A 24,045-nucleotide genomic window follows, 5' to 3' on the forward strand; every position below is an offset into this window, starting at 1 on the left:
GTATCGGATCAGTTTTTCGTTATTGTTGCTTTCTCACAATTTCAGTTTACGAAAAATAAGATTAAAACATCAATTAATAACAAGGCGTTTTTCTGTAAGAATTATTAATAAGACTCAAATTTTGATTCAGTGTAAAATTAAAAACTTTGCCATCTTTTCTCTGATATTCAACATAATCGTAATTTCCAGAATGGGTGATCAAATATTTTCCGGTGATCTTTCCATTGTACTTTTCATTGTAAAGAGAAGTTAATCCGGAATCGGAATCGTCTTTATTAATTATTTGCTTCACGAAATTTAGAGGAATAGCCTGTTTTTGGCCTTTATATTTAACTGAAACTGCTGTTTCATTTACATATTTTACAGTAATCTTCATCTTGCTCCCAGCATCGGAATCAAAGCATTTGTAAAAAGTTTGTGCACTTGTCATGCCAAAAACAAAGCTGAATATAGAAGCAAAAAATAGTTTTTTCATTGTTTTGAAGTTTTAAATTTTATAAAGTTCCTTTGAAACTTAAAGATAAAAAATTAATTGTAATGACTGAGAAATTTTGCAAATAATTCTGATGAGACTAATTTTTGATGATTTCTGTGGGAAAATTTCTACAGACTTTTTTTTCTAAGGATTCAGGTTTTAGAATTTGTCCACTATAGAATTTTGTGTTCCACAAATCCAGATCTGCGACCGTTGATAAAATACTCTCGCGGGCAGTGATTGTGAATTGGTAAACCGCGATAACTTACGAGTCGAACTTGGCTACAATTTAAAGTAATCATTTGAACGCGAAGGTTTACTTAATCATTTCTACATCATCCATCGCCTTGTGATCCTTTTTTATTTCATCGCTTATAATGGTGATGTCGCCTGTAGCTTCTAAAATAATCGCATTAATTTTTTCAAAATCTGCATGGCCGGCTTCTCTTACGGATTTATTAATTTCTCCAATCCCAACCCGCTCTTTTTTTAGAGCATCGTAAAACATTTCGCCTTTGTAATATAACAAGGTCGGAGTACTGCTGATTTTCTGTTTAAATTTTTTGCTTCGAACAGAAATATAGGTAATACAAAATTGCAATCCTATTAATAAACCTGCAGCCAGTATTCCCTCGACTAAAGGCACGGATTTGTTTAAAATGACAGATGCCAGTATCGAGCCCAGAGCAATCGTAACAACAAAATCAAAAGCATTCATTTTTGCTAAGGTTCGCTTGCCCGAAACCCGAAGCATAATAACAAAAATAACATAGGCAAGAACAGTGGTTACTGCAACACTAACAAGGCCTTCCCAAGTATCAAAAAATATTTTATTCATGCTGAATTTTTATAACATTAACTAATTTTAAAACACGCAAATTATAGACTTAATTCTACAAAAAGCGGAAAATGATCCGACCCGATTTTCGGCATTCTCTCCAGCTTGTTGAGTCGAAATTGCCTGCTCACAAAAACATGATCCAAAGGCCACCGCATAAAAGGATTTTCTGCGTCAAAAGTGTTAAAAAACCCGCGACCGACCCGAGTATCATATAATATATTTTTAGTTCCGGTTAGGGCATCAATTTCTGCCCAAACGACATCATTAAGATCTCCGGCAACTACAATGGGATTTTTTTCATTCTGAATTTCCCGGCCTAATATCTTCATAGCGACCTCTTTTTGACCAACATTGTCCGGTAGGTGTTCAAAACTTTTGGGTGGCACCGGATGTAAACAATGCAGATTTATGCTTTTACCATTTTTAAGGATCACCAAACACTCAAAAGAAGGAACATTCTTGTTGTTCAAATAATCGACTTTTATATTTTCCAGAGGAAATTTACTGTATAAAATCATTCCATAGGTTTCGTCGTTAATGGAACGCTGATAATAAGGATATTCTTTTTCCAGATACTTTAATTGTTGATTCCACCAAAGGTCGATCTCCATTCCTAAAATTAAATCAGGATTTTTATCGCTAATCAACTTGATTAAATCTGCAGAATTTCTGTTAGTCATTTTCACATTTGCCAACAGTAAACTGAAACGATTATCTGAATTTGTTACAATCTCCGCAGAAGGCACTTCAACATCAACAAAACCAGTATAATTTTTCAAAAAGAAGGCATTAATACCTGATCCAATAATAAGTCCTGAGACAAGAGCGATCTTAAATGTTTTCCAAGTCTTAACGAGCAAAAGCACGAGAATTAAGCAAATCAACGACCCAATAAAAAACTGAATTCTGGGGAAATCCAGCATTTTAAAATATCGGATACTCGAGTTTCTAAAGAGCGAAAGGAAGGAGCAGAGAATTAAAGTCGCCGAAACGAAGAATAGAATGCACCAAAAAATTTTCTTTACAAATTTCATATGATTAAAGTTACTACAAAATTTGCTTTAATTTTAAGTCTTTCTGTAAAGCAATAACCGCGGTCTGAACCGCATCTGTGATCTGTTTTATTTCTTTATGAGGATTAAAAACAGCATTCTTACCTTTCGCTTCATCGGCGATATTGGATAAAATAATCACTGAGGTTTTCGTTTCCGGATAATAAATTAAAAGTGACGGTGCGCCTTTTACATAACCGGAATGGAAATAAGAAAGCGGCGCATTTTTACTCATCATTATTCCAAAACCGTAACCCATTTTTCCTAAGACCTGATGATTTCTGTCGGAAGATTTCGCCATAAATTTTTTCAAGGATTCAGGCTTCAAAATTTGGCCGCCATATAATTTTGTGTTCCACAAATGCAGATCTGCGACCGTTGATAAAATCCCTCCGGCCGGAACGGAGATTTCTGAATTGGCAAGTCGTTTTGGCATATTTGGGATTTCCTGAGGATTTCTGGAGTTTCCAATAAAAGCTCCCGCAAGATGATTCCCCTGAAATAAATTAGCGGTAGACGAATTTTTCATTCCGACCTTTTCAAATAATTCTTTCGCATTTTCATCATAAGATTTTCCAGAAACCTTTGCGATAATTTTTCCTAATAGTCGAAATCCTTTATTGGAATAATGAAACTCTTTTCCGGGTTGTGAAAGTAAACCGTTTCCGAAATCGCTGATTCCAGAGGTATGATTTAGTAATTCTTTGATCTTGATGTTTTCGAAAGCTTTTGTTTGAAAATCCGGAAGATATTTTGAAACTTCATCTTCTGTAGATAGTTTTCCCTGCTCTTCCTGCAACAATATTAAAGTGGCGGTAAATTGTTTACTGATTGATGCGATCGCAAAAACTGAATTGCTGTCGAGCGGTGTTTTATTCTTAAAATTTTCGAAACCCTGATCTTTTCTGTATAAAACATTTTCATTTTCTAAAACAGCTACAGAACCGTTAAATTGATAGTTTGAAAAAACCGAATCGATTTGACTGGCTAATAATTTCTTTTGAAACTGAGTAATCGTACTGTCGATGATTGCCGCTCTGGAAACTTCTTTCTGTGCAATGTTTTCTGTTTCTGATTTACAGGAAAATAAAAGGATCAAAATAATTAAAAATGAAGTAGCTTTAAAATTCATAAAAGATTGTCTTTTTTCAAATATAAAGAATGAAAAATAAATGACTCTCCTATCACGAGAAATTTTTACGATCTCAATTAGCTTTTGGTTTCTGAACAAAAAAAATCTCTCAATATTTTGAGAGATTTTAAAGTCCTTTTTAATAGTCTGTCCCTTTTAAGGATTTACTTATCGCAAGTACAACCTTTACAATTGCAGTTCGTGCAAGAGCAATTTTTACATTCTCCTGATTGACAACTTCCGCAATTACAGGTACAATTGGTATTTTCCATAATTTTATAGTATTAAAAGATTAGGTTCTAAAGATAAAAATCATTTTCCAGAAAAGTAAATTAAATAGCTGATTTAACGAAATTTAACATCATATTCTGATCATAAAAAAAAACAGCTGTAATCCATTTCTTTGTTGAACTATTAAAGATAATAATTTATTTTTACACATTCTAAATTTATGAAAAAAGATCAATTACTGTTTATATTATTACTTTTCGCTTCTATATTCTATGGGCAGGAAGTTAATTTTGGGAAACTAAAAAACGAGATTGATCAATATAACAGAGAAGGAAAACATCAAATTTCGCAGAGAAAACTGTTAGAAATTTTACATCGTAATGACCTGTCAATAAAAGATGAAATTAAATTAAATCTTCTTGTGACATCTACTTTCAGAAGTATTGGCGATTATGGTGCAGCAGTTAGCCAATTACAAAAAGCGAAGAATCTATCGAGAAAACTGGATGACGTTGATTCTTTAAAAATGAATATCGATGCTGAGATGGCCTTTGTTTATTTTGATAATAATAATTATCAAGAATCAGAAAAGATCATTAAAAAGATATACGCTGGAAATTTCTCTTTTTTAAATGAAAACGACAAGGCATATATCGTTATGCAACAAGGTTATATTTATTTTTTAAATGAGAAATATGACGCTGCAGAGATTGAATACAATAAATCATTAAGTCTTTTGAAAAGAGTTTCACCCTGCAATCAGCCTGTGATTCTGGTAAAACAGATGCAACTTTATGGTAAACTTGAAAAATTTTCTGCGGTAAATGAAATCTATACAAGATCAATGAAACTGGCAGATTCCTGCAAGATCCTCAAATATAAAATTTACGCTACCGAAGAAATCAAATCAATCTATCAAAAGAATAACAACAAAGATTTAGCATTTTTATATGATAACAAGTTGGAAACGCTGAAATCACTCGAGAATAAAGATAAAAACATCTCAAGCATGCATCTCGAAAGCGAGGAATTTTTGGCAGAGAAAAATGATGAAAACACCAGTAATTTTTACAAACTCTTACTTTTCGCGACTGTTAGTTTATTGATACTTCTAGGAATTGGCGTTTATTTTTACCGAAAATCTTCTAGATATAAAACGCAAAAAGACCGGATTGAAGAAGATAATATTGCGATGAAAGAGGTTTTGGAAAAATATTCGGAACAACAATCTCCGCACAAAATATCCGAAGACAATATTCTTAATTCTCAGCTTTTAAATGAACGACAAAAGAGTTTACTTTTATTAATTTCTGAAGGTTTTACAAACAGGGAGATCGCTGAAAAATTATTTATTTCTGAGAATACCGTAAAATATCATATTAAAAACATCTATGAACTTCTTGACCTAAAAAACAGAAAAGATCTTTTTCGAAAGCTAAATAACTAATTGTTAAAGTATTAACAAAAATATTAAAACTACCCTTTGAGGTAGTTTTATGCTTAAATTAGAAAACTACCCCAAAGGATAATGTTCTGTAAGACTATTATCTTCATTTTTGCATCGGGATCTAAGAAGATCATGGTCAATTAAAAATGATCATTTAAAATTTTTTAATGTTGCATGGATCTATGAAAAGTGAGAGTTTACAAAAACAACTTTCCTTAAAATAAATCATCGGTAATTCAAATCATTTCATTCTATACAAAACTTAACAAAGTATAATTTAATTTTTTAGATTTTTCAAAACACAAATGATGATCTAATACAAGAAAACTCCGGATTCCGCCGGAGTTTTCGTATTTAATAATAGAATAATTAACTCGATCCTATTTTTATTTGCAGATATTAAAATTCTACATATTCCGTCTGTACATTCCGCCAACTTCAAATAGAGCATTGGTGATTTGTCCAAGTGAACAGTATTTCACGGCTTCCACCATTTTTGCGAATAAATTTTCCTGATTGATGGCGGAAGTTTGCAGATCTTTCAAAATATTGTCGCTTTTGTCAGCGTGAGATTTCTGGAAATTTTCTAAATTTTTAATTTGAACCTGCTTTTCTTCTTCCGTAGAACGAATAACTTCACCCGGACGAACCGTTGGGGAACCATCTTTTCCTAAAAAGGTATTTACCCCGATAATTGGAAACTCACCTGTATGTTTCAACATTTCGTAATGCATACTTTCCTCCTGAATTTTTGAACGTTGGTACATGGTTTCCATTGCACCCAGAACGCCGCCTCTTTCGGTAATTCTGTCGAATTCAGTATAAACTGCTTCTTCTACTAAATCGGTTAATTCTTCAATAATAAATGAACCTTGTAATGGATTTTCATTTTTCGCTAAACCTAATTCTTTATTAATGATGAGCTGAATCGCCATTGCTCTTCTAACTGAATCTTCAGTCGGAGTCGTAATTGCTTCGTCATAAGCATTGGTGTGAAGAGAATTACAGTTATCGTAAATCGCATACAAAGCTTGCAAGGTTGTTCGAATGTCATTAAAATCAATTTCCTGCGCGTGCAAAGATCTTCCGGAAGTTTGAATATGGTATTTCAACATTTGAGATCTTTCGTTCGCGTGGTATTTAAGCTTCATGGCTTTTGCCCAGATTCGTCTAGCAACACGTCCGATTACGGCATATTCCGGATCCAATCCGTTGGAGAAAAAGAAGGATAAATTCGGTGCGAAATCATTGATGTTCATTCCGCGGCTCAGATAATATTCTACATAAGTGAATCCATTTGCCAAAGTAAACGCCAACTGAGAAATTGGATTTGCACCTGCTTCTGCAATGTGATATCCGGAAATTGAAACCGAATAAAAGTTTCTCACTTTCTCATCGATGAAATATTGCTGAACATCACCCATTAATCTCAAAGCAAATTCAGTAGAAAAAATACAGGTGTTTTGTGCCTGATCCTCTTTTAAAATATCTGCCTGAACGGTTCCACGAACAGTCGCGATCGTTTCTGCTTTGATCTTATTATAGGTTTCAGCATCGATCACTTCGTCACCCGTAATTCCTAATAATTTTAAACCTAAACCGTTATTACCATTTGGAAGTTCGCCTTCATAAGCGGGTCTTTTCAAACCTTGATCATCGAATTTTGCTTTTAACTGCGCTTCAACTTTTTCCCAGAGATTATTTTCAGACAAATACTTTTCTACATTCTGATCGATAGCAGCATTCATAAAAAACGCTAAGATCATCGGCGCAGGTCCATTAATCGTCATGGAAACGGAAGTCATGGCATTTACCAGATCAAAACCAGAATACAGTTTTTTAGCATCGTCCAAGGTCGCAATTGAAACTCCGGCATTTCCGATTTTACCGTAAATATCTGGTGGAAAAGCGGGATCTTGCCCATATAAGGTCACAGAATCAAAAGCGGTTGACAAACGTTTGGCATCCATATCTGCAGAAACATAATGGAATCTACGATTGGTTCTTTCCGGTCCGCCTTCACCCGCAAACATTCTGGTTGGATCTTCACCAGTTCTTTTGAACGGAAATAATCCTGCGGTGTAAGGAAATTGTCCGGGAACATTTTCCTGACCTTTCCAACGTAACAGATCGCCCCAATCCTGAAATTTCGGCAAGGCAAGTTTTGGAATTTTCAAATGGGATAAAGATTCGTATTTCGTTTCTACTTTAATTTCTTTTCCACGTACGAAATAAGAATACGCATCTTCTGCCATTTCTTCTTTAAAGTGACGCCATCCTTTTAAGAAGGCAATATTTTCTTCGGAAAGTTCTTTTTTCGTTTTAAGGAAAACTTTCTCTAATTTATCTACCGTATGCTGATCATCGGTGATTAAAACTTTCGCACCATCCAGCAAGTACATTTTCTTCGCAATTAAGGCTTGATTTTCTACTTCTTTGTCGTAAGCGTGATTGCTTTCTACAATTTCTGAAAGATATCGCACCCGTTTTGCGGGAATCACCGTAATATCATCAGAAACATTTTGCTCTACGAACTCTTTAAATTTTGGCGCATTTTCACCCTGAGTTTCCTGAAGTTTCTCGTTGACCTTATTAATTAAGGCATTATAGAGTTCTGTAGTTCCGTAATCATTGAACTGACTGGCTTTTGTTGAGAAAACCGGCATTGCCTCTAAAGGTTGATCAAACGCAACATGATTTCTTTGATATGTTTTCCGAACGGCCTGTAACGCGTCTAAAGCGCCACGTTTGTCGGATTTATTTAAAGCAATTAGATCTGCATAATCCAGCATGTCGATTTTTTCCAATTGAGTGGAAGCTCCATATTCCGGCGTCATTACATACATAGAAACATCAGCGATATCTGTAATTTCAGACCCGGATTGTCCAATTCCGGAAGTTTCCAAAATGATGACATCGGGTTTTGCGAGTTTTAAAATATCTAAAGTAGAATGAATAAACTTGGAAACGGAAACATTATTCTCACGAGTCGCCATCGACCGCATATAAACACGCGGATCATTAATTGAGTTCATTCGGATTCTATCTCCTAACAAAGCTCCACCCGTTTTCTTTTTAGAAGGATCGACAGAAACAATTGCAATTTTTTGCTCAGGATTTGACCGTAAGAAACGACGAACCAATTCATCGGTTAAAGAAGATTTTCCGGCACCACCAGTTCCTGTAATTCCGATAATGGGAATTTTAGAGTCTTTTGCTTTTTCATCGATGGCTTTTACCAGTTCTGGCTTTTCATCGGAGAAATTTTCTACGGCAGAAATAACTTCAGCGATGGATTTAGAATCTTCAAATTTAATTTTATCTAAATCAGAAACTTCAATTTTCTCTCCGGTTGCGAAGTCAGATTTCTGCACCAGATCATTGATCATTCCCTGAAGTCCCATTTCACGGCCGTCATCCGGAGAATATATACGGTCGATGCCATACTCCATTAATTCTTTAATCTCTTCGGGAAGAATTACTCCGCCTCCGCCACCGAAAATCTTAATTTGGGGCGCACCTTTTTCGCGCAAAAGATCGTAGATATATTTAAAATACTCGTTGTGACCACCTTGATAAGACGTTAACGCAATTGCATTTGCATCTTCCTGAATCGCACAGTCAACCACTTCTTTCGCAGATTTATCGTGACCCAAATGAATCACTTCGGCTCCGGTCGACTGGATCATTCGACGCATAATATTAATTGCAGCGTCGTGACCATCAAACAAAGAGGCGGCTGTAACGACTCTTACTTTATTTTTGGGCGTATATTTTTCTTGTACCATAATAACATTTCGATTGTTCCCAAAGGTAAGGATTTTTGAAATTTTGGGAAAAGAAAAACTACCGCTGCTTTTTAAATCCTTTTATTGTTCTGTCTTTTTGGCTATTTTTGCCCGAAACTTTACAAAATGCAAAGAGCCATACTCTATTTTCTGGCCGGAACAGCCATCAGCTTTTTATTGAATTATTTTCTTTTAGGAAGCCAGGGCTGGGAACTGGATCTATATTATGGATTTTCATTTGGTTTAGCCTGGGGAATTGCCTATTTCTTAGATGACGTGAAGTTTTCGCTTATGCAGAAATTTTCAATCTCGTTTTTAGCAATGGGAATTTTAGCCATTATTGGAACCTTAATTTTCAATTTTGAACTGGCGGTACCTTCCATAATTAAATTTTCGATGGTCTTTGTTGCGTACTATTTGATTGCCAGCTTTAAACCTTCAAAATCACTGCGTAAATAGGATATTCGGAATGATTTATAATAAGGTTATGTAGTTATAAAAATTCAGTATAAGAAATTACATTACAAATCCCTGGAAGAATCTTACCCAAAACATTTTCAGATAGAAAAAAAATTCATACCTTTGCGCACCCGTTTTGGGGAAAATTATGTTTAATCGTAAACGAAAAAAGTGTGAATACATTAAGTTACAAAACCGTCTCAGCTAACAAAGCTACCGCTAACAAAGAATGGGTTGTGGTAGACGCTGAAGGACAACCTTTAGGAAGATTAGCTTCTAAGGTTGCAAAGATTTTGAGAGGGAAGCACAAAACGAATTTTACACCTCACGCAGACTGCGGAGACAATGTAATCGTTTTGAATGCTGGAAAAATTACCCTTTCTGGAAACAAGTGGGCTGACAAAACTTACATTTGGCATACTGGGTATCCAGGTGGTCAAAAGTCAATGACTGCGCTCGAACTTCAAAAGAAAGATTCTTTGAAAGTATTGGAAAAATCCGTAAAAGGAATGATTCCAAAAACTAAATTAGGGAATCAATTGTTTAAGAACCTTTATTTATATGAAGGAACTGAACATAAACATGAAGCTCAGCAGCCGAAAGTAATTAATATTAACGAATTCAAATAATTAATATGTCAATAGTTCATAAAATCGGAAGAAGAAAAACTTCTGTTGCAAGAGTTTACGTGAGACCAGGTTCTGGTGTAATCACGATAAACAAAAAGGATTCTAAGGAATACTTTGGAACTGACGTTTTGGTTTACAAAGTGAATCAACCATTTTTATTAACAGAAACAGCAGGTCAATATGACGTAACTGTGAATGTTTTTGGTGGTGGTATTACTGGTCAGGCTGAAGCGATCAGACTGGGAATTTCCAGAGCATTGTGCGAAATCAACGAAGAATTCCGTTTGCTTTTAAAGCCACACGGATTGCTTACAAGAGACGCAAGAATGGTTGAAAGAAAAAAACCAGGTCAGAAAAAAGCAAGAAAGAAATTCCAATTCTCCAAACGTTAATATTAGACGTGAGATTTTGGGACAAGAGATCAGAGATTTTATCTTGAATCCTCTTTCTAAAAAATTTTTTATTAATCAAAATGCCCCGTTAGTTTAGCACCCAAACATTTCTCCCATCAAAGAAATCGTTGATTGCATAAAGCGGCACGTAAACTAAAAACAAAAAAGAGACATGGCAAAAGCAAATGTTAAAGACCTTTTAGAGGCAGGAGTACACTTTGGTCACATGACCAGAAAGTGGAATCCAAATATGGCTCCATACATTTTTATGGAGAAAAACGGTATTCACATCGTAGACTTACATAAAACGGCAGTAAAATTAGACGAAGCTTGTGTTGCTTTGGAAAAAATTACTTCTGCAGGTAAAAAAGTTCTTTTTGTTGCAACTAAAAAGCAAGCAAAAGAAGTTGTAGCGAAATATGCAGCAGAACTTAATATGCCTTATATTACTGAAAGATGGCCTGGAGGAATGTTAACAAATTTTGTTACCATTCGTAAAGCGGTTAAGAAAATGAACCATATTGATAAAATGAAGAAAGACGGTACTTTCGAAACTTTATCTAAAAAAGAAAGACTACAGGTTGATCGTCAAAGAGCAAACCTGGAGAAAAATTTAGGTTCAATTTCTGACATGGTTCGTTTACCATCAGCACTTTTTGTTGTTGACATTATGAAAGAACACATCGCTATTACTGAGGCTAAAAAATTGGGAATTCCAATTTTTGCAATCGTTGATACAAACTCTGACCCTAGAAAAGTGGAATACGTGATTCCTGGGAATGATGATGCATCTAAATCTATTGATATGTTGTTGAGCATTGTTTCAGCTTCTATCAAAGACGGTTTATCTCAAAGAAAAGCAGACAAAGAAAAATCTAAAGAAGAAGGAGAAAAAGTTTCAGCTGATGCTGATGCAGATTTCGATTCAGAAACTCCTGCAACTGCAGCAGAATAAGATTTAATCTTCAATATAAAAAAGGTTCAGAATTTACTTTCTGAACCTTTTTTTTACTTCAAATCTCAACATTCTCAACTTAAAAAAAAGAGTCTGCATCTGATCTTTTTAAATTTCTAATCTGAAAGGCTTGATACGTCGATTGGAGTCGGACAGATCTACCTCGTTCTTTTTATAAAAGCTTTGAATTTATTCTTCAGTAAAAAATTCAATAAACATTTATAATACAGAAAACCACGTGCAATAATTTGTAAATTATTTACTGCTCTGCAAAAAGAACCAATGAATATGGCAATTTTGATTTTAATTACTTAATCAAATAGTTTTAAAAACATCTATTTCCCAGGACAAAAAGACAGAGATTTTATCTTTAATTTAATTAGAAGCACCGTTTTTACTTTGTGCGTAAGCACTATTCTGTAGATTAATTACAGGTTTATTCAAAATAACGAGCATATTTTTTGCGATATTTTTCGTAGCGGTGTATTTTGCATCGCAAACATTACTGCTTAACTGATAATCTCCTTTTTTAATCACCACAGAATTTTCGCCGTGTGCCGGAACTGCCAGATTATAAAACTCTTTGCCCTGAATTCTTACGATCATGTTGCAGTCTGAATTATTCTGCATCAACAGAATGGCCTCTCTGTTTGTGATATCGTTATTGAAAAGCTGATTCAGTAATTTAACAGTTTTATCCTGATGGTTGCCTGAATTTTCAGTTATGAGTTTTCGAAATTCTTCAGCCTCTTCTGTATTTCTTTGATTTACTACGCTTCGGGGAATTTCCAGGACAATAGGTTTCAAAGAAGAGAAAGAGGAATTGCCGCTCTTCATCCAGGTGGAATTTTTAAGGGCGATGAGCTTCGGTTTTAATACTGTTCTTCTGGGATCATCGGGATGCGCTACTCTTAAGAAATTTTCGATTTCCTTAATATTGCTGCTTCTTAAAATGTCTTTATCTTTTTTCTGGGCAGAAAAAGTCAGACCACTAAAAACCGTTAGAACAAGAACTACTTTTTTCATTAAGGAGTAAACGTATTATTTGATTTTAAATTTGATATAGGTAATCGTTTTTCCTTTCGCAGAAAATAATCCTTCGTAATAGGTTTTAATTTCCCGTAAAAGTGGTGTTTCCGGATCAAATTCCGGTGCGCCATAAATATCGTGGTTTGCGAAAAGAATTTCATGACCCAAACCTTCCAGCAAGCCCAAAGTATATCCGTGCAGAAATTCTGAATCAGTCTTAAGATGCATGATCCCATCTTTTTTTAAGATCTTTTGATATCTTTCTAAAAATTCCGGACCGGTCATCCGATGCTTCGTTCTCCTATATTTGATCTGCGGATCCGGGAAGGTGATCCAAATTTCATCAACCTCATCCGTCTCGAAAAAATGATCAACAAGTTCGATCTGAGTCCGAAGAAAAGAGACATTCGTTAAATTCTTTTCGATAGCTTCTTTGGCGCCAAACCAAAATCGGGCTCCTTTAATATCGATGCCGATAAAATTTTTCTCCGGAAACGCTTTTGCTAGACCTACAGAATATTCTCCTTTTCCACAGCCCAGTTCTAAAACGATAGGATTATTATTTTTAAAGACTTCACTTCTCCATTTCCCTTTCATGTTGAATCCTTCCATAGCCTCCGCTCTGGTTGGTTGGAATACGTTGGGGAGAATTTTATTTTCGTCGAATCTTGCCTGTTTATTTTTACCCATTGCTAATTTAAAATCGTGCAAAAATAATCATAATTGCAGACTATAACGTGTTTTTTAATTTATTTTGAAGGCGAATCGCCTAAAGAAACCATAATCGCCTTCTGCACGGTTTTTTGAGAAGCGTACTGCGCGCCACAAACGATACTGGAAAATAAATAATCGCCTTTTGCCACAACCACTGTATTCTGAGCGCGTCCGGGAATTGCCAAGCGGTATTTTGTATTCCCAACGCCTTCAATTCTCATGATCATATTACAGTCCGATTTGTTTTCGATCATCACAATGCTTTCTTTGCTGTTGGGATCATTATCAAATAGAGAATTTAAAATTTTAACGGTGTTATTTTTATGTTCAATGGGATTTACAGAAAGCAGCATGGCGAACTCATCTGCTTCCGTATCTACATAACTTCCGAAACTTGTAGCAGTATTTGGCGTAGAACCATCGCCATAGACTTTGGTGATATACGTAATCGTACTGCCTTCCTTTTTCTCTAATTCTTCTTTAAATTTTGCGATCTGTTTCTGCCTAATGATCTCATTCATTTCATCAAAACTTATTCTGGTAGAAGGTCTTTTTCTAAGCAATGCAATTTTCTCCTGAAAATCTTTCACCCGTTGATCGGATGGATGCGCATTTTTAATATACTCATTCAACATTTTAATGAGGCGCGGTTTCAGCACAGACCTTTTGGGATCATCGGGATGAGCGTCCCGTAAATAAGCGTCGATTTCGTAGATATTGGTGCTGTGAAGAATGTTGCTGTAATCCTTTAACCTTTTTTGAGAAGAAAGATTGCAGAAAGAAAACAGCAGAAGCAAAAAGAAAATATTTTTGATTGAAAACATCCAATTTTTATTTTTAGCAGACAGTCACGCTATAGGATTACAAAAATTAATAACGAAGGAATTTCAAAAATGGTATCATCAAATTAGATGAATGATGAACGGGAAAATTACTTTTAAATTCAAATTCTTCTTATTTCATGTCCATTAAATGCGAATTTTTTAACCTACGCTGGTAGATCGGCAAATACTTTTCAATATAAATTGCGGCGGCATCGTAGTTATTGGCCTGAATGTAAGGATTAAGATTTTCTGAAGTATAAATAAACTGTAAAAAGTTATCGATCAAATTTTCAGGAATTTTAATGTTTGTGAAATATTCCACTCCATAATATTTTTTAATTCCGCTAATGGCAGCGTTCATTTTTTCATATTCGTTGGCGCGCTCTTTCTTTTTTCGTTCGCCCGAAAGAATATCATAAATACTGTCTAAGCCAAAAGTAAGCCCACCACCGGAAAAACCGGCCGCCGGAAGTTGAGTTGGCAATCCATCCCCTTTTGGCGAAGGTAAACCGATCATCTTCTGGAGTGCAAGTGTTTTCTCTCCGGTTTTTAGAGAACTCACGTCTTTTCGAAGATTTCCTGTAGGTTTAAATCTGCTGATCACCACCTCCTGAATATCGTAATAGGCTACTTTCAGCTCTACGAAATTACTGGCATTCTGAATATTTTCTGCCGTCACCAAAACATCTTCCCGATCTGTAATGATCGAAGTGAAACGAATCACATCGCCAACTTTTGCCGGAATTTTAAATTTTCCGAAATAATCGGTATAAACCGTTTTTTGATCCGTAATATTCGTGACATAAACTTGATTAAGATAGTACACAGAATTATCTCTGATGATAATATCTCCGGAAAAAAACTGAGCCTGAATATTACTTAAAATGAATAACGTAACAAGCAATAAAAATCTTTTCATATAGAGCGCAAAAATAATCGAATTTTAGGAGATTACTAAGAAAAATTGAAAGTGTTGCGGGTTAAATTTTGGTTAAATACTACCAATTAATGTTAAATACTTAGGATAAAAAATTTCCGAAATAAACATCAAAAAAAAATCCCCGGAAATTCCGGGGATTCAGTTATAAAAAAGGATGATTATTTTTTAATAAACTTCACTTTGTTTAGTTGTCCGTTGTTGTCAACAGTAATCATATATACTCCTTTCTGTAATTTAGAAACCTGTACTTTATTGTTTTCCACTTTACCTTTAGCTACTAACTGACCTGCGATATTATAAATTGCATAATCAGCGTTGTTAGAAACTTTGGTAACATTTAAAACATCAACAGCTGGGTTAGGATAAACCTGAACCGCATTTGCTAAGTTGTTTTCACCTGTTGCTAAAACTCCAATACTCAATGTGTAATCTTCAACTTGTCCGTAAGTAGAAGTTCCACATGCTGTATTGTTAGGACTGATAGAAGAATCCTGCATTCTTACTCTCATTCTGGTAGTACCTAACATTGCATCAGCAGGAATATCGATATTACCAATCCAAGGTGCTTTACTTTTTTGAGTAATTAAAACTAATTCACCTGCATCATCAAAATCTTTATCTTGATTGAAATCGATCCAAACTCTTACTTCGTCACTAGTGTATGAACTTCCTGTAAAGTCTGCAGAGAAATTATAATTTGTACTTCTCATTACATTACCTACAACAGCTGTGAAATCTTCGTAACCAACAGTAGCAGTTGAATTATTATTAATATCCGCGAAAGTTACATTAGAAATTTTCTCGAAACTTGAAGACGTTGCACCAGCTGTACAATACGTTGGTACCAACGTTGTAAAGTTTACAGACGCTGAGTAAGATCCAGTTGTTCCTGAACATACCGCAGCAACCTGAACTTCATAAGCAGTACCTTCTGCTAAACCAGCAATCATGTAACTGTTTGTCGCAACCGGAACCTGAGTCCATGTAGCATCAGCAACTTTTTTGTATCTCACTACATAAGTTGCAGAAGCAACTGCTTCCCATGTAACAGAAGCACCAGCATTGGTAACGCCAGATACTGCAAGACCTGCAGGAGCTGTTCCGTCGCAAGGTACAATTGCAGAAACTGTTACTGGAGCGATAGTGTAAAATACGTTACCGATCGCAGAAATTCTCACTTTAAGAGCTGTGTTCGTTGCAAAAGTTGCAAAACTGAAATCCTCTGAACCATCATTTACGGTAGAAGCGGCTAAAACTACCCACGTAGCACCATTGTCTGCTGTATAATCGATCTTAACGTTCGCTACGTTGAATGGAGCTGCGTTTGTTCCTACTACATCCCAAGTTAATGGTCCTGAAGCATTGTTATAAACTTTTGTAGAAGTAATTTTGAAAGGTCCGTTTGCACTTACCGTTACTTTCTGCAAAGCATTTTGCGTTTGTTTTTGACTAACATCTGCATTATTATCTCTAACCGTTACACGGAAGTTTGAAGCTCTTGCAACTGTAGAAGCTGCCTCCCATTCGTTTACATTTTTTACAGAACCTGCAAGAACCGTAGCCAATTTAGGGAAGTATCTTGTTGCATTTGCAGTACCAGTGATTGATCTGAAACTTGCACCTGAAGTTGTGTTTCCTAAATTAGTTTTAGAAATAGTTGTAGTTGCATTATCAACTTCCTCCCATGTGTAAGTAAGTGGATCACCTTCTGTATCCGTCGCCTGCGCTGTTAAAACGAAAGCCGTACTTTTTGGAATTGTTACATCAGGTAGCGGTGTAATAACCGGTGGGTTATTAGCAACAACAGTTTCGATATCACAAGTTTTAGACATTAGGTTTGTTTGAACCTGGATAATAGAATTAATATGGAAATAAGCATCAGAATGTGGCTGAACATCAGTTGCTCCTGTAATTCCTGCATAACCCATAATGGTAGAACCAGATCCTGGCTCAACATTTTGACCAGTACCTTCAAGACTCATAGAGAACGTGTGGTTACCACCTAACTGGTGACCCATTTCGTGAGCTACGTAATCAATATCGAAGTTATCTCCCATTGGAATACCATCTGCGGGAGAAGTAATACCTGATCCTTTTGCTTTAACACCTGGACCAGTTGGGTCGATACAAACACAGCCAATACAACCTGCATTTCCACCACCGCCTGAAGCTCCGAACATGTGTCCGATATCATAAGCTGCACTACCAATAGTAGTGGTAAGGGTCTGCTGTAATTCTAAATTCCAGTTGGATAATGTACTATAAGGATCTGTTGCCGGATTCGTATAAATTAGCTCCGGGAAATCCTGTAGAATTAAGTGAAGACCAAAATCCATTTCGAAAACACCGTTGCAACGGGTAATTGTCGCATTAATTGCTGTAACTGCTCCTGCAACACCACCGAAATAAGTTGTATATTCTCCATTCACAGACATTGCTAAACGCATTGTTCTGTATTTTTTATCAGATGCTTTGCTAAAATCGTTTGGATTGTTGGTGAACGCGTTTCCGTCCTGGTACAACTGATCTAATTGTTTTTTAGAAAGAGAAGTTTCTTTGGTAGAACAAACAAATGCTTTGTCACCTGCTGCTTTATTTGATTTCGGATGAACTCCGTAAACAGATTTATCAGTGTTTTGTGGCTCAATAAATTCGTAAGCACCATCTTTGAATAACATGGACTGGAAATCATTTGGTGCTACACTAAATCTTACGTGAGCGGTAGGATCATCTATTCCTACTCCAATGTATGAACCTAACTGGTAACGGTCTGCAAGAGATTTTACAACTACAGGTGCACTGTAAACTGCAAATCTTTCAACTTTTCCGCTAAGGGTAGGTAATTTAATTTCTACAGGAGATGCATTTTTTCCTGTTTCCTGGGCGTTTGCCAGTGTAGATCTTAACGCATTAAGGTCTAAAGAGTAATAACTCGTGACGTTAGACGTCGGCCGGATTCTTTCTCCCTTCATTGATGCCGGGCTCCATTGTGCAATGGCCGCCGTACTCATCAATCCGCAAAGTAAAGAAGTAAAAATTTTCTTCATAAGATTAATTTATTAAAAATGTTTCCCAAAAATAGATTTTTTTTAGGCTCCAATCAAAATAAAAATGTTAAAACTTTTGGGATTTTTTAAAAAAATCAGGCAATTCTTAAGAAGTATTAATAGATTATTGATAGCGATATCAATTAAAAATTATAAATTATTCAATCGAATAAAAAAAATTAAGAAAGTATTTATAAAATAATTGATACAAAAATATTGATAAAATATTCATTGCATAGTACTTATATTATTTAAAAATGGTAGGCAACATTCCAGGAGAAGCCTAAATTGAATTTTGCAGAGCTTTTGCCAAAACCGGGAACAATCATCGGTTTAATTTCGTCCTGCGTGGTAGAAAACACCAGATACCGCGGCTGCATATTCACATCAATATAAAATGGAGATTCAAATAACTGCACTCTTCCACCAACGGTAGCTTCGATCCAGTAAGAACTTTGAGATGAAGGCGGAAAAGCTACAGATGTTTCACTGCCACCAAATCCGCGAACCGGAACTGCCTTATATTCCTGATGATAAAATGAGGCACCGACTTTTCCACCACCGTAGAAACCATTCAATTCATTCTCCTTATCATTGGCCAGCATGTAAAAGGCGCCTAACTTCAAAAAAGGCCCGTTTACAGATACATCATATCCATTTTTAAGATAAATATTTTTTTCGAAACCTGCCTCTGCGACTGCATGAATTTTTTTTGAAATTCTGGAGGAGATAAATCCCTGAAAAAGTTTGCGGTCAGAAAATAATCCAACACCCGCATTCAAGACATCAAAACCCACCATAAAATTGGGTTCGTATTTCCATTTTTTTGCAATGGTATCCTGATCCTTCTGTGCAAAACTGAAAGAAAACAGTACACTAAAAAAGAAGGTAAAAATGAGTTTTGGATTCATCAATAATTTGGTTTTGATTCTGTTCTACATCTAAGACAGGATTCGGAACGTCCAGCGTTGCACTTACGTCCTCGTATATTTTTTTGATACCGCAAGCAGGAGAAACATAAGAGGATTTTGTAGTGTAGTTTATTTTTATTTCAGATGTTATTTTGGTTTTTGTAGTGCCAACAAATATTTTTGTAAAAGAAACATCATCAACACGCAAAGGAATTAGTACTGAGTCCGTTTTAGACTTTGTCGCTACCACAGAAACAGGTCCGTTTCCGTAATCCACATTAATATATAAAGAATCTAAAGTTTTATCCTTTCCGTTGGCTTTGGTTTTAAATTTCAGTTTCATTCTGGGAGTTGCTTCACCACCAATACAAATATCATCATCACTTCCACAGGAAAAAAGGGAAATTAACAATAAACCGAGTAAAAATGTTCTTATAAATTTCATTAAATATTATTTAATTTTTATTTAAAACTGGTCTTGCAAAATAAGATTTTTTTTTAGCATTAGATAGATTAACCATTAGCAAATCATCCAATACAATCATTAAAAAATAAATTATCGTTGCAGATAAAATACTTCATAAATGTATGTTATCATAAATGAAACAATTAAGGAAATTATAATCTTAATTAATTTTTTTCTTTTAGATAAAGAAATTAGTAAAAACACAAACAAAAATGCCATTGAGGCAATAATTGCACCTATAATAGAATAAAATGGAATCGACACAATTCCCATGTCGTAGCCATGTATAACTTTTGAATTAAGCGTTATGAGTAAATAAGCATTAAAAAAAAACTGCACAATTACATTCACAAAAAAAGGTACAATATCAATTGCATCAATATATTTCTGTTTTGCTAAAAAACTGATCAGAATAATGATGGTGAATATTATTAACTCCGCTAAAAAACAGTAAACATAGAAAATAAAAGGAAATCGATCATTTAATTCAGGATCATTATCAGAAGGCCAAATAATTTGAAATAAATTAAAAATTACAATTATTGCTAAAGTAATTTTTATAAGCTTTTTGTTTTCCTTAATGTATTCTAGAATGGCAATAGTATTTTCGTTCATTGGTTGATTTACTATTCAAATTAAGAATTTAAATTTTTACCAAAAGGGCAATATTTTCCACATGATGCGTTTGTGGAAACATATCAACAGGAAGTATTTTAACTACTTTGTACTGCTCTTTCATTAAAGCGATATCTCTTGCCTGTGTTGCAGAATTACAACTTACATAAACAATTTTATCGGGAGAAAGTTTTAGGATCTGCTCCACTACTTTCTGGTGCATTCCGTCTCTTGGCGGATCGGTAATCAATACATCTGCTTTTGGATGAAGCGCTAAAAACTCATCGTTAAAGATCGCTTTCATATCGCCACAATAAAAAGTACAGTTGGTTAAACCATTCAACTCTGCATGTTCTCTGGCTGCATCGATTGCTTCCGGCACCGATTCAATTCCAATAACATGTTTGGCGTTTCGGGCAACATATTGCGCGATCGTTCCTGTTCCTGTGTAAAGATCATAAACAACCTCATGCCCTTGAAGATCAGCAAATTCTAAAGTTTTTCGGTATAATTCTAAAGCCTGTTTGTAGTTCGTCTGGAAGAAAGATTTAGGACCGATCTTAAATTGCAAACCATCCATTTCCTCCATAATAAATCCTTCGCCGAAATAAGTCTGAACCTCCTGATCGTAAATGGAATCATTTTGTTTTGAATTGATACAGTACACCAAAGTTGTGATCTGCGGAAACTCAGCTAACAGAAAATCGAATAATTTCTCCCGATTCTCTTTTTCGTCGCGGAAAAGCTGGAATAAAACCATCCATTCGCCTTTTGAGTTCTGACGCAACATTAGAGTTCTTAGAAAACCTTTTTGTTCCCGAACATCGAAAAATTCCAGACCATTTTTTACCGCATAATTTTTCACTGCGAGTCGAATTGCATTTGAAGGATCTTCCTGAAGAAGACATTCTTTTAAATCTAAGATCTTGCTCCACATTCCGGGAATATGAAATCCTAAGGCATCTCTGTTGCCGAAATTTTCTTCGGAACTGATCTCATATTGAGTCAGCCAGCGTGCATTGGAAAAAGAAAATTCCATTTTGTTGCGGTAAAAATATTGTTCCGCACTTCCTAAAATTGGTAAAGTTTCAAAATCATCTACGCCTCCAATTCTTTTAATATTATTGAAAACTTCGTCCTGTTTAATGTCGAGTTGTTTCTCATAAGAAAGATTCTGCCATTTACAGCCGCCACAAACGCCGAAATGAATACATTTTGGCTCCACACGAAACGGAGATCGTTCTAAAATTTCGATGGCTTCAGCTTCAAAATAATTTGATTTAGACTTCTTAACCCGCACATTTACCAGATCACCGGGAACTGCGCCAGAAACCAAAACGGTTTTTCCTTCTTCAGTTCTGCCTACGGCAATCCCTTTCGAACCTGCAGAAACCAATCTGATATTTTCTAAAACTATATTTTTATTTTTCTTTCTCATGGGTCTTTTAATGAGCGCAAAAGTAAGGTTTTAAAATAAAAAAAAGACGATAAATCGCCCTCTGTTTTAAATTTAGAATCATCTTACACTTTTAGAATTCTGTTTATAAAAAGTCTTTAAGTTGCTGAATTAAGATTCAATAACATATTTGTTACGGTTCATTAAATAAATCACACCAGCGATGCCTCCCGTAAAAAGCAGACCTAACGTCCAAAGATATTTTGCCGGAACATTATTTTTAAAAACATCGATAATCAAAACAACTGCGGTAATAAAACTACAAAGCACTGCAATCAAAGTCACAAATTTTCCTGCAGCCAATGGAATTCCGAAATTCGTAAGATCGAAACTTAACGTAAAAACGGTAAAAATGGCGCCAAATAAAGCGATAGGAAAAAGAATGTTTTGCGGAATAAGTAATTTTGTTTTCATGGCGGATTTTTACCAAATATAAAAAAAATCCTGACAGAAATAATCTATCAGGAAATATAATAATAAGGATCAGCTTTTATTTAGCTGGAGTCATTTGTGGATCTGGTTCCGGTGTCATTAGATCATTCTGTAACTGAGCTTCTGGCGCAACGGCCGGCGCTTTTAAACCTGAAACTTTATCCAAAACAGTAATAATTTCTGGATCACCAAGATTGGAGAAAAAGCGACTTGCAATTTTTCCGTTCTTATCTAAGATGACAAAAGAAGGTAGTTTAAAACCATAAAGACCAAGATCCTTCGCGATTTGAGAATTTACTCCGCCTTCTGCATAAACATTATTACCAGGTAATCCTTTCAACATTGCACTGCTTGTTTTGGTGAACTGTTCTTTCGTATCATCTAAATTCACGTAAGTGAAATCCATTTTAGATTTATAAAAATTCACCACTTCTTTCAAAACAGGAATTGTCGCTTCGGAAATATAAGGATTCCAGGAAGCGTAAAACATTACTAATGTCGGTTTGCCTTTCACATCAGCAATTTTAAAATCGCTGCCATCTGCTTTAATTAATTTAGCTGTTGATACATCGGAACCCATTTTCGGTCCGCCGATTACAAACTCCAGACGCTCTAATTCTTTCTTGATCGTTGCATCTTTAATCTTATCGGTAATAATTTTGTTCACAGTAGTTGAATGTTCTGCAGTCATGCCGGGCGTAATATCACCACTTAAAACGTAAGCCAAAAGATAATCTTTGGTCAGCTGTGGCATATCTTTCTTCGTATCTAAGAATCTGGAAAACATAGAAGAAGGAATTTCGGAATCGCCTTTTTTATTAGCAGTACTGAAAGTCTGAATTTCCGGACTTAATTTTCCTAACAAATAATTTCGGTAAATTGGTTGAGATTTTAACATTCTATCGCTGTCGCTGTCTAATTTTGCAACCGCATCCTTAAAAGCTTGTGAAGGCTTGTAACCTGCATCCTGTGTCGCTTGCGGATGGTTAATTTGGTATTGGTTCATTAAACCCAAAATACTGGCGTGCAGCTCATCTTTTTTCCATTCCACTACATCGTTGTCTGCAGAAGTTTTCTTCGCAGCAATATCGATGTTTTTATCAATGTCGGTTTTAATTTTATCCGCTTCTTTTAAAAAGGTAGCTTCATTTTTAGTAACCATATCTCCTACATTGATTTTTGCAGCGTAGGTTTGAATGAATTTCTGAACTTCGAGAAGGAAGTCATTATTTTTTTTGGCGTCACCAGTAATGGTAAACTGATTAGGAAAGTTACTCGCCTGTCCTGAAATATTTAGATCCTGACCACCTTTTAAGTAGATCATGGCCGTTTTACCGGCGTAGGACATAATGTACATTCCATCTTTTGGTGCCTCGAAACTCCCGGAAAAACTTCCTTTAGCATCAACACCCATATTTACCAGTGGCAATGTCGCAACACCGGAAGCTTCAACAAACTCGATCCTTTCCAGTGGAGAACCGCCTGCAAAATTTCCTTTTACTTCTACTTTTTTTGAACATGAGATCGTAGCGATCGCAACGAAAAGCATCAACAAATAATTTTTCATCGTTTATAATTAAATTTCCGCAAAAATAGGTGTTTTATTTTGAATGTATCCCTTATGAATTCACAATAAAACGTTAAGATTTGTAAATGCTGGAATCATTATTTCAGTATAAATTAACATAAATGGATCGATTCGGCTTTTTATCAATTTCGGAAGGTTTAATTTTCCTTGATGTCTATTCTTTCTGTAAAAGCTTTAAAAGGGCGACCTCATCTAAAAATTGAAAATACCTGGATTGAGCCTGAAAATTTTCATCAAAAAAAAGATAAGCCGGTAGCGAAAATGGTTTGTCTTTTCTACTCGCGAGAAGCAGGGCAATTTCGTGAACGGCATTTACTTTTTTAATCCTTTTATTGGTGAATATTTGATTACCAAAAACAATAGTTTCTTTACTTTCAACATTCATATTCACGGCATAATAATCCTGATTCATGATTTTAATAACCTCCGGATCCTGAAAAGTGGTTCGCTCCATTTCTCTGCAGTATAAGCACCAGTCCGCGTAAAAATTGACAAAAACTTTTTTCGGTTTAATTAATAAAGAATCGTTCAGCTGTGTAAAATTAATCCAATTGATCTTCTGGGTGAGATTTTGCGAGCAAGCAAGATTTCCACCAAAAATAATAAACAAGAAAATTAATAA

The 24,045-nt window shown here is 35.3% G+C and carries 22 protein-coding genes; 5 read left to right on the plus strand and 17 right to left on the minus strand.

The genetic code is table 11. The annotated features are described in order from the left end of the window. Window positions 1-73 precede the first annotated feature (73 nt). The 4 genes from ACZ9HT_RS11650 to ACZ9HT_RS11665 form a co-directional block, all read right to left on the minus strand. On the minus strand, window positions 74-475 hold the full coding sequence (locus tag ACZ9HT_RS11650; protein WP_476040664.1) for a hypothetical protein: 402 nt from the start codon (window positions 473-475) through the stop codon (window positions 74-76). A 316-nt stretch (window positions 476-791) separates the two neighbouring features. Further along, window positions 792-1,313, minus strand: a complete 522-nt coding sequence (locus ACZ9HT_RS11655; protein ID WP_476040665.1) for a DUF421 domain-containing protein — start codon at window positions 1,311-1,313, stop codon at window positions 792-794. Between the two features lie 41 nt (window positions 1,314-1,354). Continuing rightward, the gene (locus ACZ9HT_RS11660; protein WP_476040805.1) at window positions 1,355-2,182 is read right to left on the minus strand and encodes an endonuclease/exonuclease/phosphatase family protein; all 828 of its coding nucleotides are present in this window, start codon (window positions 2,180-2,182) and stop codon (window positions 1,355-1,357) included. 181 nt (window positions 2,183-2,363) lie between these two features. Then, complete coding sequence (locus ACZ9HT_RS11665) at window positions 2,364-3,500, minus strand: serine hydrolase domain-containing protein (protein ID WP_476040666.1); 1,137 nt, start codon at window positions 3,498-3,500, stop codon at window positions 2,364-2,366. A gap of 451 nt (window positions 3,501-3,951) precedes the next feature. Between ACZ9HT_RS11665 and ACZ9HT_RS11670 the strand changes: the two genes are divergently transcribed. After that, complete coding sequence (locus ACZ9HT_RS11670) at window positions 3,952-5,178, plus strand: LuxR C-terminal-related transcriptional regulator (RefSeq protein ID WP_476040667.1); 1,227 nt, start codon at window positions 3,952-3,954, stop codon at window positions 5,176-5,178. 407 nt (window positions 5,179-5,585) lie between these two features. Here the strand turns inward: ACZ9HT_RS11670 and ACZ9HT_RS11675 are convergent, their stop codons facing one another. Further along, window positions 5,586-8,966 (minus strand): methylmalonyl-CoA mutase family protein, encoded by a 3,381-nt coding sequence (locus tag ACZ9HT_RS11675; RefSeq protein WP_476040668.1) that lies wholly within the window; start codon window positions 8,964-8,966, stop codon window positions 5,586-5,588. Window positions 8,967-9,092: 126 nt separating this feature from the next. Between ACZ9HT_RS11675 and ACZ9HT_RS11680 the strand changes: the two genes are divergently transcribed. The 4 genes from ACZ9HT_RS11680 (at window position 9,093) to rpsB (ending at window position 11,401) form a co-directional block, all read left to right on the plus strand. Next, window positions 9,093-9,425, plus strand: coding sequence for a hypothetical protein (locus tag ACZ9HT_RS11680; RefSeq protein WP_476040669.1), 333 nt, complete (start codon window positions 9,093-9,095; stop codon window positions 9,423-9,425). Window positions 9,426-9,598: 173 nt separating this feature from the next. Then, window positions 9,599-10,054, plus strand: a complete 456-nt coding sequence (rplM, locus tag ACZ9HT_RS11685) for a 50S ribosomal protein L13 (RefSeq protein WP_034721149.1) — start codon at window positions 9,599-9,601, stop codon at window positions 10,052-10,054. Window positions 10,055-10,059: 5 nt separating this feature from the next. Continuing rightward, the gene (gene rpsI / locus ACZ9HT_RS11690) at window positions 10,060-10,446 is read left to right on the plus strand and encodes a 30S ribosomal protein S9 (protein ID WP_476040670.1); all 387 of its coding nucleotides are present in this window, start codon (window positions 10,060-10,062) and stop codon (window positions 10,444-10,446) included. Between the two features lie 172 nt (window positions 10,447-10,618). Beyond that, window positions 10,619-11,401, plus strand: coding sequence for a 30S ribosomal protein S2 (rpsB, locus tag ACZ9HT_RS11695; RefSeq protein ID WP_476040671.1), 783 nt, complete (start codon window positions 10,619-10,621; stop codon window positions 11,399-11,401). 375 nt (window positions 11,402-11,776) lie between these two features. On the opposite strand, the gene ACZ9HT_RS11700 is transcribed toward rpsB, so the two are convergent. From ACZ9HT_RS11700 to ACZ9HT_RS11755, 12 genes are all read right to left on the minus strand, one after another. Then, window positions 11,777-12,427 carry a DUF6759 domain-containing protein gene (locus ACZ9HT_RS11700; protein WP_476040672.1) on the minus strand — a complete coding sequence of 217 codons (651 nt, stop codon included), beginning with the start codon at window positions 12,425-12,427 and terminating at the stop codon, window positions 11,777-11,779. Between the two features lie 15 nt (window positions 12,428-12,442). Then, window positions 12,443-13,120, minus strand: a complete 678-nt coding sequence (gene trmB, locus ACZ9HT_RS11705; RefSeq protein WP_476040673.1) for a tRNA (guanosine(46)-N7)-methyltransferase TrmB — start codon at window positions 13,118-13,120, stop codon at window positions 12,443-12,445. Window positions 13,121-13,179: 59 nt separating this feature from the next. Next, complete coding sequence (locus ACZ9HT_RS11710; RefSeq protein ID WP_476040674.1) at window positions 13,180-13,968, minus strand: DUF6759 domain-containing protein; 789 nt, start codon at window positions 13,966-13,968, stop codon at window positions 13,180-13,182. 130 nt (window positions 13,969-14,098) lie between these two features. Continuing rightward, entirely contained in the window at window positions 14,099-14,887 is a 789-nt protein-coding gene (locus tag ACZ9HT_RS11715; protein WP_476040675.1) for a hypothetical protein, read from the minus strand. Window positions 14,888-15,066: 179 nt separating this feature from the next. Beyond that, the gene (locus ACZ9HT_RS11720; RefSeq protein ID WP_476040676.1) at window positions 15,067-17,955 is read right to left on the minus strand and encodes a reprolysin-like metallopeptidase; all 2,889 of its coding nucleotides are present in this window, start codon (window positions 17,953-17,955) and stop codon (window positions 15,067-15,069) included. A gap of 251 nt (window positions 17,956-18,206) precedes the next feature. Then, the gene (locus tag ACZ9HT_RS11725; RefSeq protein ID WP_476040677.1) at window positions 18,207-18,866 is read right to left on the minus strand and encodes a DUF6048 family protein; all 660 of its coding nucleotides are present in this window, start codon (window positions 18,864-18,866) and stop codon (window positions 18,207-18,209) included. Then, window positions 18,832-19,311, minus strand: coding sequence for a DUF6452 family protein (locus ACZ9HT_RS11730; RefSeq protein WP_476040678.1), 480 nt, complete (start codon window positions 19,309-19,311; stop codon window positions 18,832-18,834). Before ACZ9HT_RS11730 ends, ACZ9HT_RS11725 begins: the two co-directional genes overlap by 35 nt. A 111-nt stretch (window positions 19,312-19,422) precedes the next feature. After that, window positions 19,423-19,947, minus strand: a complete 525-nt coding sequence (locus ACZ9HT_RS11735; protein ID WP_476040679.1) for a hypothetical protein — start codon at window positions 19,945-19,947, stop codon at window positions 19,423-19,425. Window positions 19,948-19,975: 28 nt separating this feature from the next. Next, window positions 19,976-21,385 carry a 23S rRNA (uracil(1939)-C(5))-methyltransferase RlmD gene (rlmD, locus tag ACZ9HT_RS11740; RefSeq protein ID WP_476040680.1) on the minus strand — a complete coding sequence of 470 codons (1,410 nt, stop codon included), beginning with the start codon at window positions 21,383-21,385 and terminating at the stop codon, window positions 19,976-19,978. Window positions 21,386-21,514: 129 nt separating this feature from the next. After that, window positions 21,515-21,817 carry a hypothetical protein gene (locus ACZ9HT_RS11745; RefSeq protein WP_476040681.1) on the minus strand — a complete coding sequence of 101 codons (303 nt, stop codon included), beginning with the start codon at window positions 21,815-21,817 and terminating at the stop codon, window positions 21,515-21,517. 76 nt (window positions 21,818-21,893) lie between these two features. Further along, window positions 21,894-23,402, minus strand: coding sequence for a TlpA family protein disulfide reductase (locus ACZ9HT_RS11750; RefSeq protein WP_476040682.1), 1,509 nt, complete (start codon window positions 23,400-23,402; stop codon window positions 21,894-21,896). A 175-nt stretch (window positions 23,403-23,577) separates the two neighbouring features. After that, window positions 23,578-24,033 carry a thioredoxin family protein gene (locus ACZ9HT_RS11755; protein ID WP_476040683.1) on the minus strand — a complete coding sequence of 152 codons (456 nt, stop codon included), beginning with the start codon at window positions 24,031-24,033 and terminating at the stop codon, window positions 23,578-23,580. Window positions 24,034-24,045: the final 12 nt, after the last annotated feature.

It is taken from the genome of Chryseobacterium sp. UYP7 (assembly GCF_056279225.1).

Coding starts and splice junctions, on each gene's coding strand:
- ACZ9HT_RS11650 (WP_476040664.1), bottom strand. CDS start 475: ATGAAAAAACTATTTTTTGCTTCTATATTCAGCTTTGTTTTTGGCATG.
- ACZ9HT_RS11655 (WP_476040665.1), bottom strand. CDS start 1,313: ATGAATAAAATATTTTTTGATACTTGGGAAGGCCTTGTTAGTGTTGCA.
- ACZ9HT_RS11665 (WP_476040666.1), bottom strand. CDS start 3,500: ATGAATTTTAAAGCTACTTCATTTTTAATTATTTTGATCCTTTTATTT.
- ACZ9HT_RS11670 (WP_476040667.1), top strand. CDS start 3,952: ATGAAAAAAGATCAATTACTGTTTATATTATTACTTTTCGCTTCTATA.
- ACZ9HT_RS11675 (WP_476040668.1), bottom strand. CDS start 8,966: ATGGTACAAGAAAAATATACGCCCAAAAATAAAGTAAGAGTCGTTACA.
- ACZ9HT_RS11680 (WP_476040669.1), top strand. CDS start 9,093: ATGCAAAGAGCCATACTCTATTTTCTGGCCGGAACAGCCATCAGCTTT.
- rpsI (WP_476040670.1), top strand. CDS start 10,060: ATGTCAATAGTTCATAAAATCGGAAGAAGAAAAACTTCTGTTGCAAGA.
- rpsB (WP_476040671.1), top strand. CDS start 10,619: ATGGCAAAAGCAAATGTTAAAGACCTTTTAGAGGCAGGAGTACACTTT.
- ACZ9HT_RS11700 (WP_476040672.1), bottom strand. CDS start 12,427: ATGAAAAAAGTAGTTCTTGTTCTAACGGTTTTTAGTGGTCTGACTTTT.
- trmB (WP_476040673.1), bottom strand. CDS start 13,120: ATGGGTAAAAATAAACAGGCAAGATTCGACGAAAATAAAATTCTCCCC.
- ACZ9HT_RS11710 (WP_476040674.1), bottom strand. CDS start 13,968: ATGTTTTCAATCAAAAATATTTTCTTTTTGCTTCTGCTGTTTTCTTTC.
- ACZ9HT_RS11715 (WP_476040675.1), bottom strand. CDS start 14,887: ATGAAAAGATTTTTATTGCTTGTTACGTTATTCATTTTAAGTAATATT.
- ACZ9HT_RS11720 (WP_476040676.1), bottom strand. CDS start 17,955: ATGAAGAAAATTTTTACTTCTTTACTTTGCGGATTGATGAGTACGGCG.
- ACZ9HT_RS11725 (WP_476040677.1), bottom strand. CDS start 18,866: ATGAATCCAAAACTCATTTTTACCTTCTTTTTTAGTGTACTGTTTTCT.
- ACZ9HT_RS11730 (WP_476040678.1), bottom strand. CDS start 19,311: ATGAAATTTATAAGAACATTTTTACTCGGTTTATTGTTAATTTCCCTT.
- ACZ9HT_RS11735 (WP_476040679.1), bottom strand. CDS start 19,947: ATGAACGAAAATACTATTGCCATTCTAGAATACATTAAGGAAAACAAA.
- rlmD (WP_476040680.1), bottom strand. CDS start 21,385: ATGAGAAAGAAAAATAAAAATATAGTTTTAGAAAATATCAGATTGGTT.
- ACZ9HT_RS11745 (WP_476040681.1), bottom strand. CDS start 21,817: ATGAAAACAAAATTACTTATTCCGCAAAACATTCTTTTTCCTATCGCT.
- ACZ9HT_RS11750 (WP_476040682.1), bottom strand. CDS start 23,402: ATGAAAAATTATTTGTTGATGCTTTTCGTTGCGATCGCTACGATCTCA.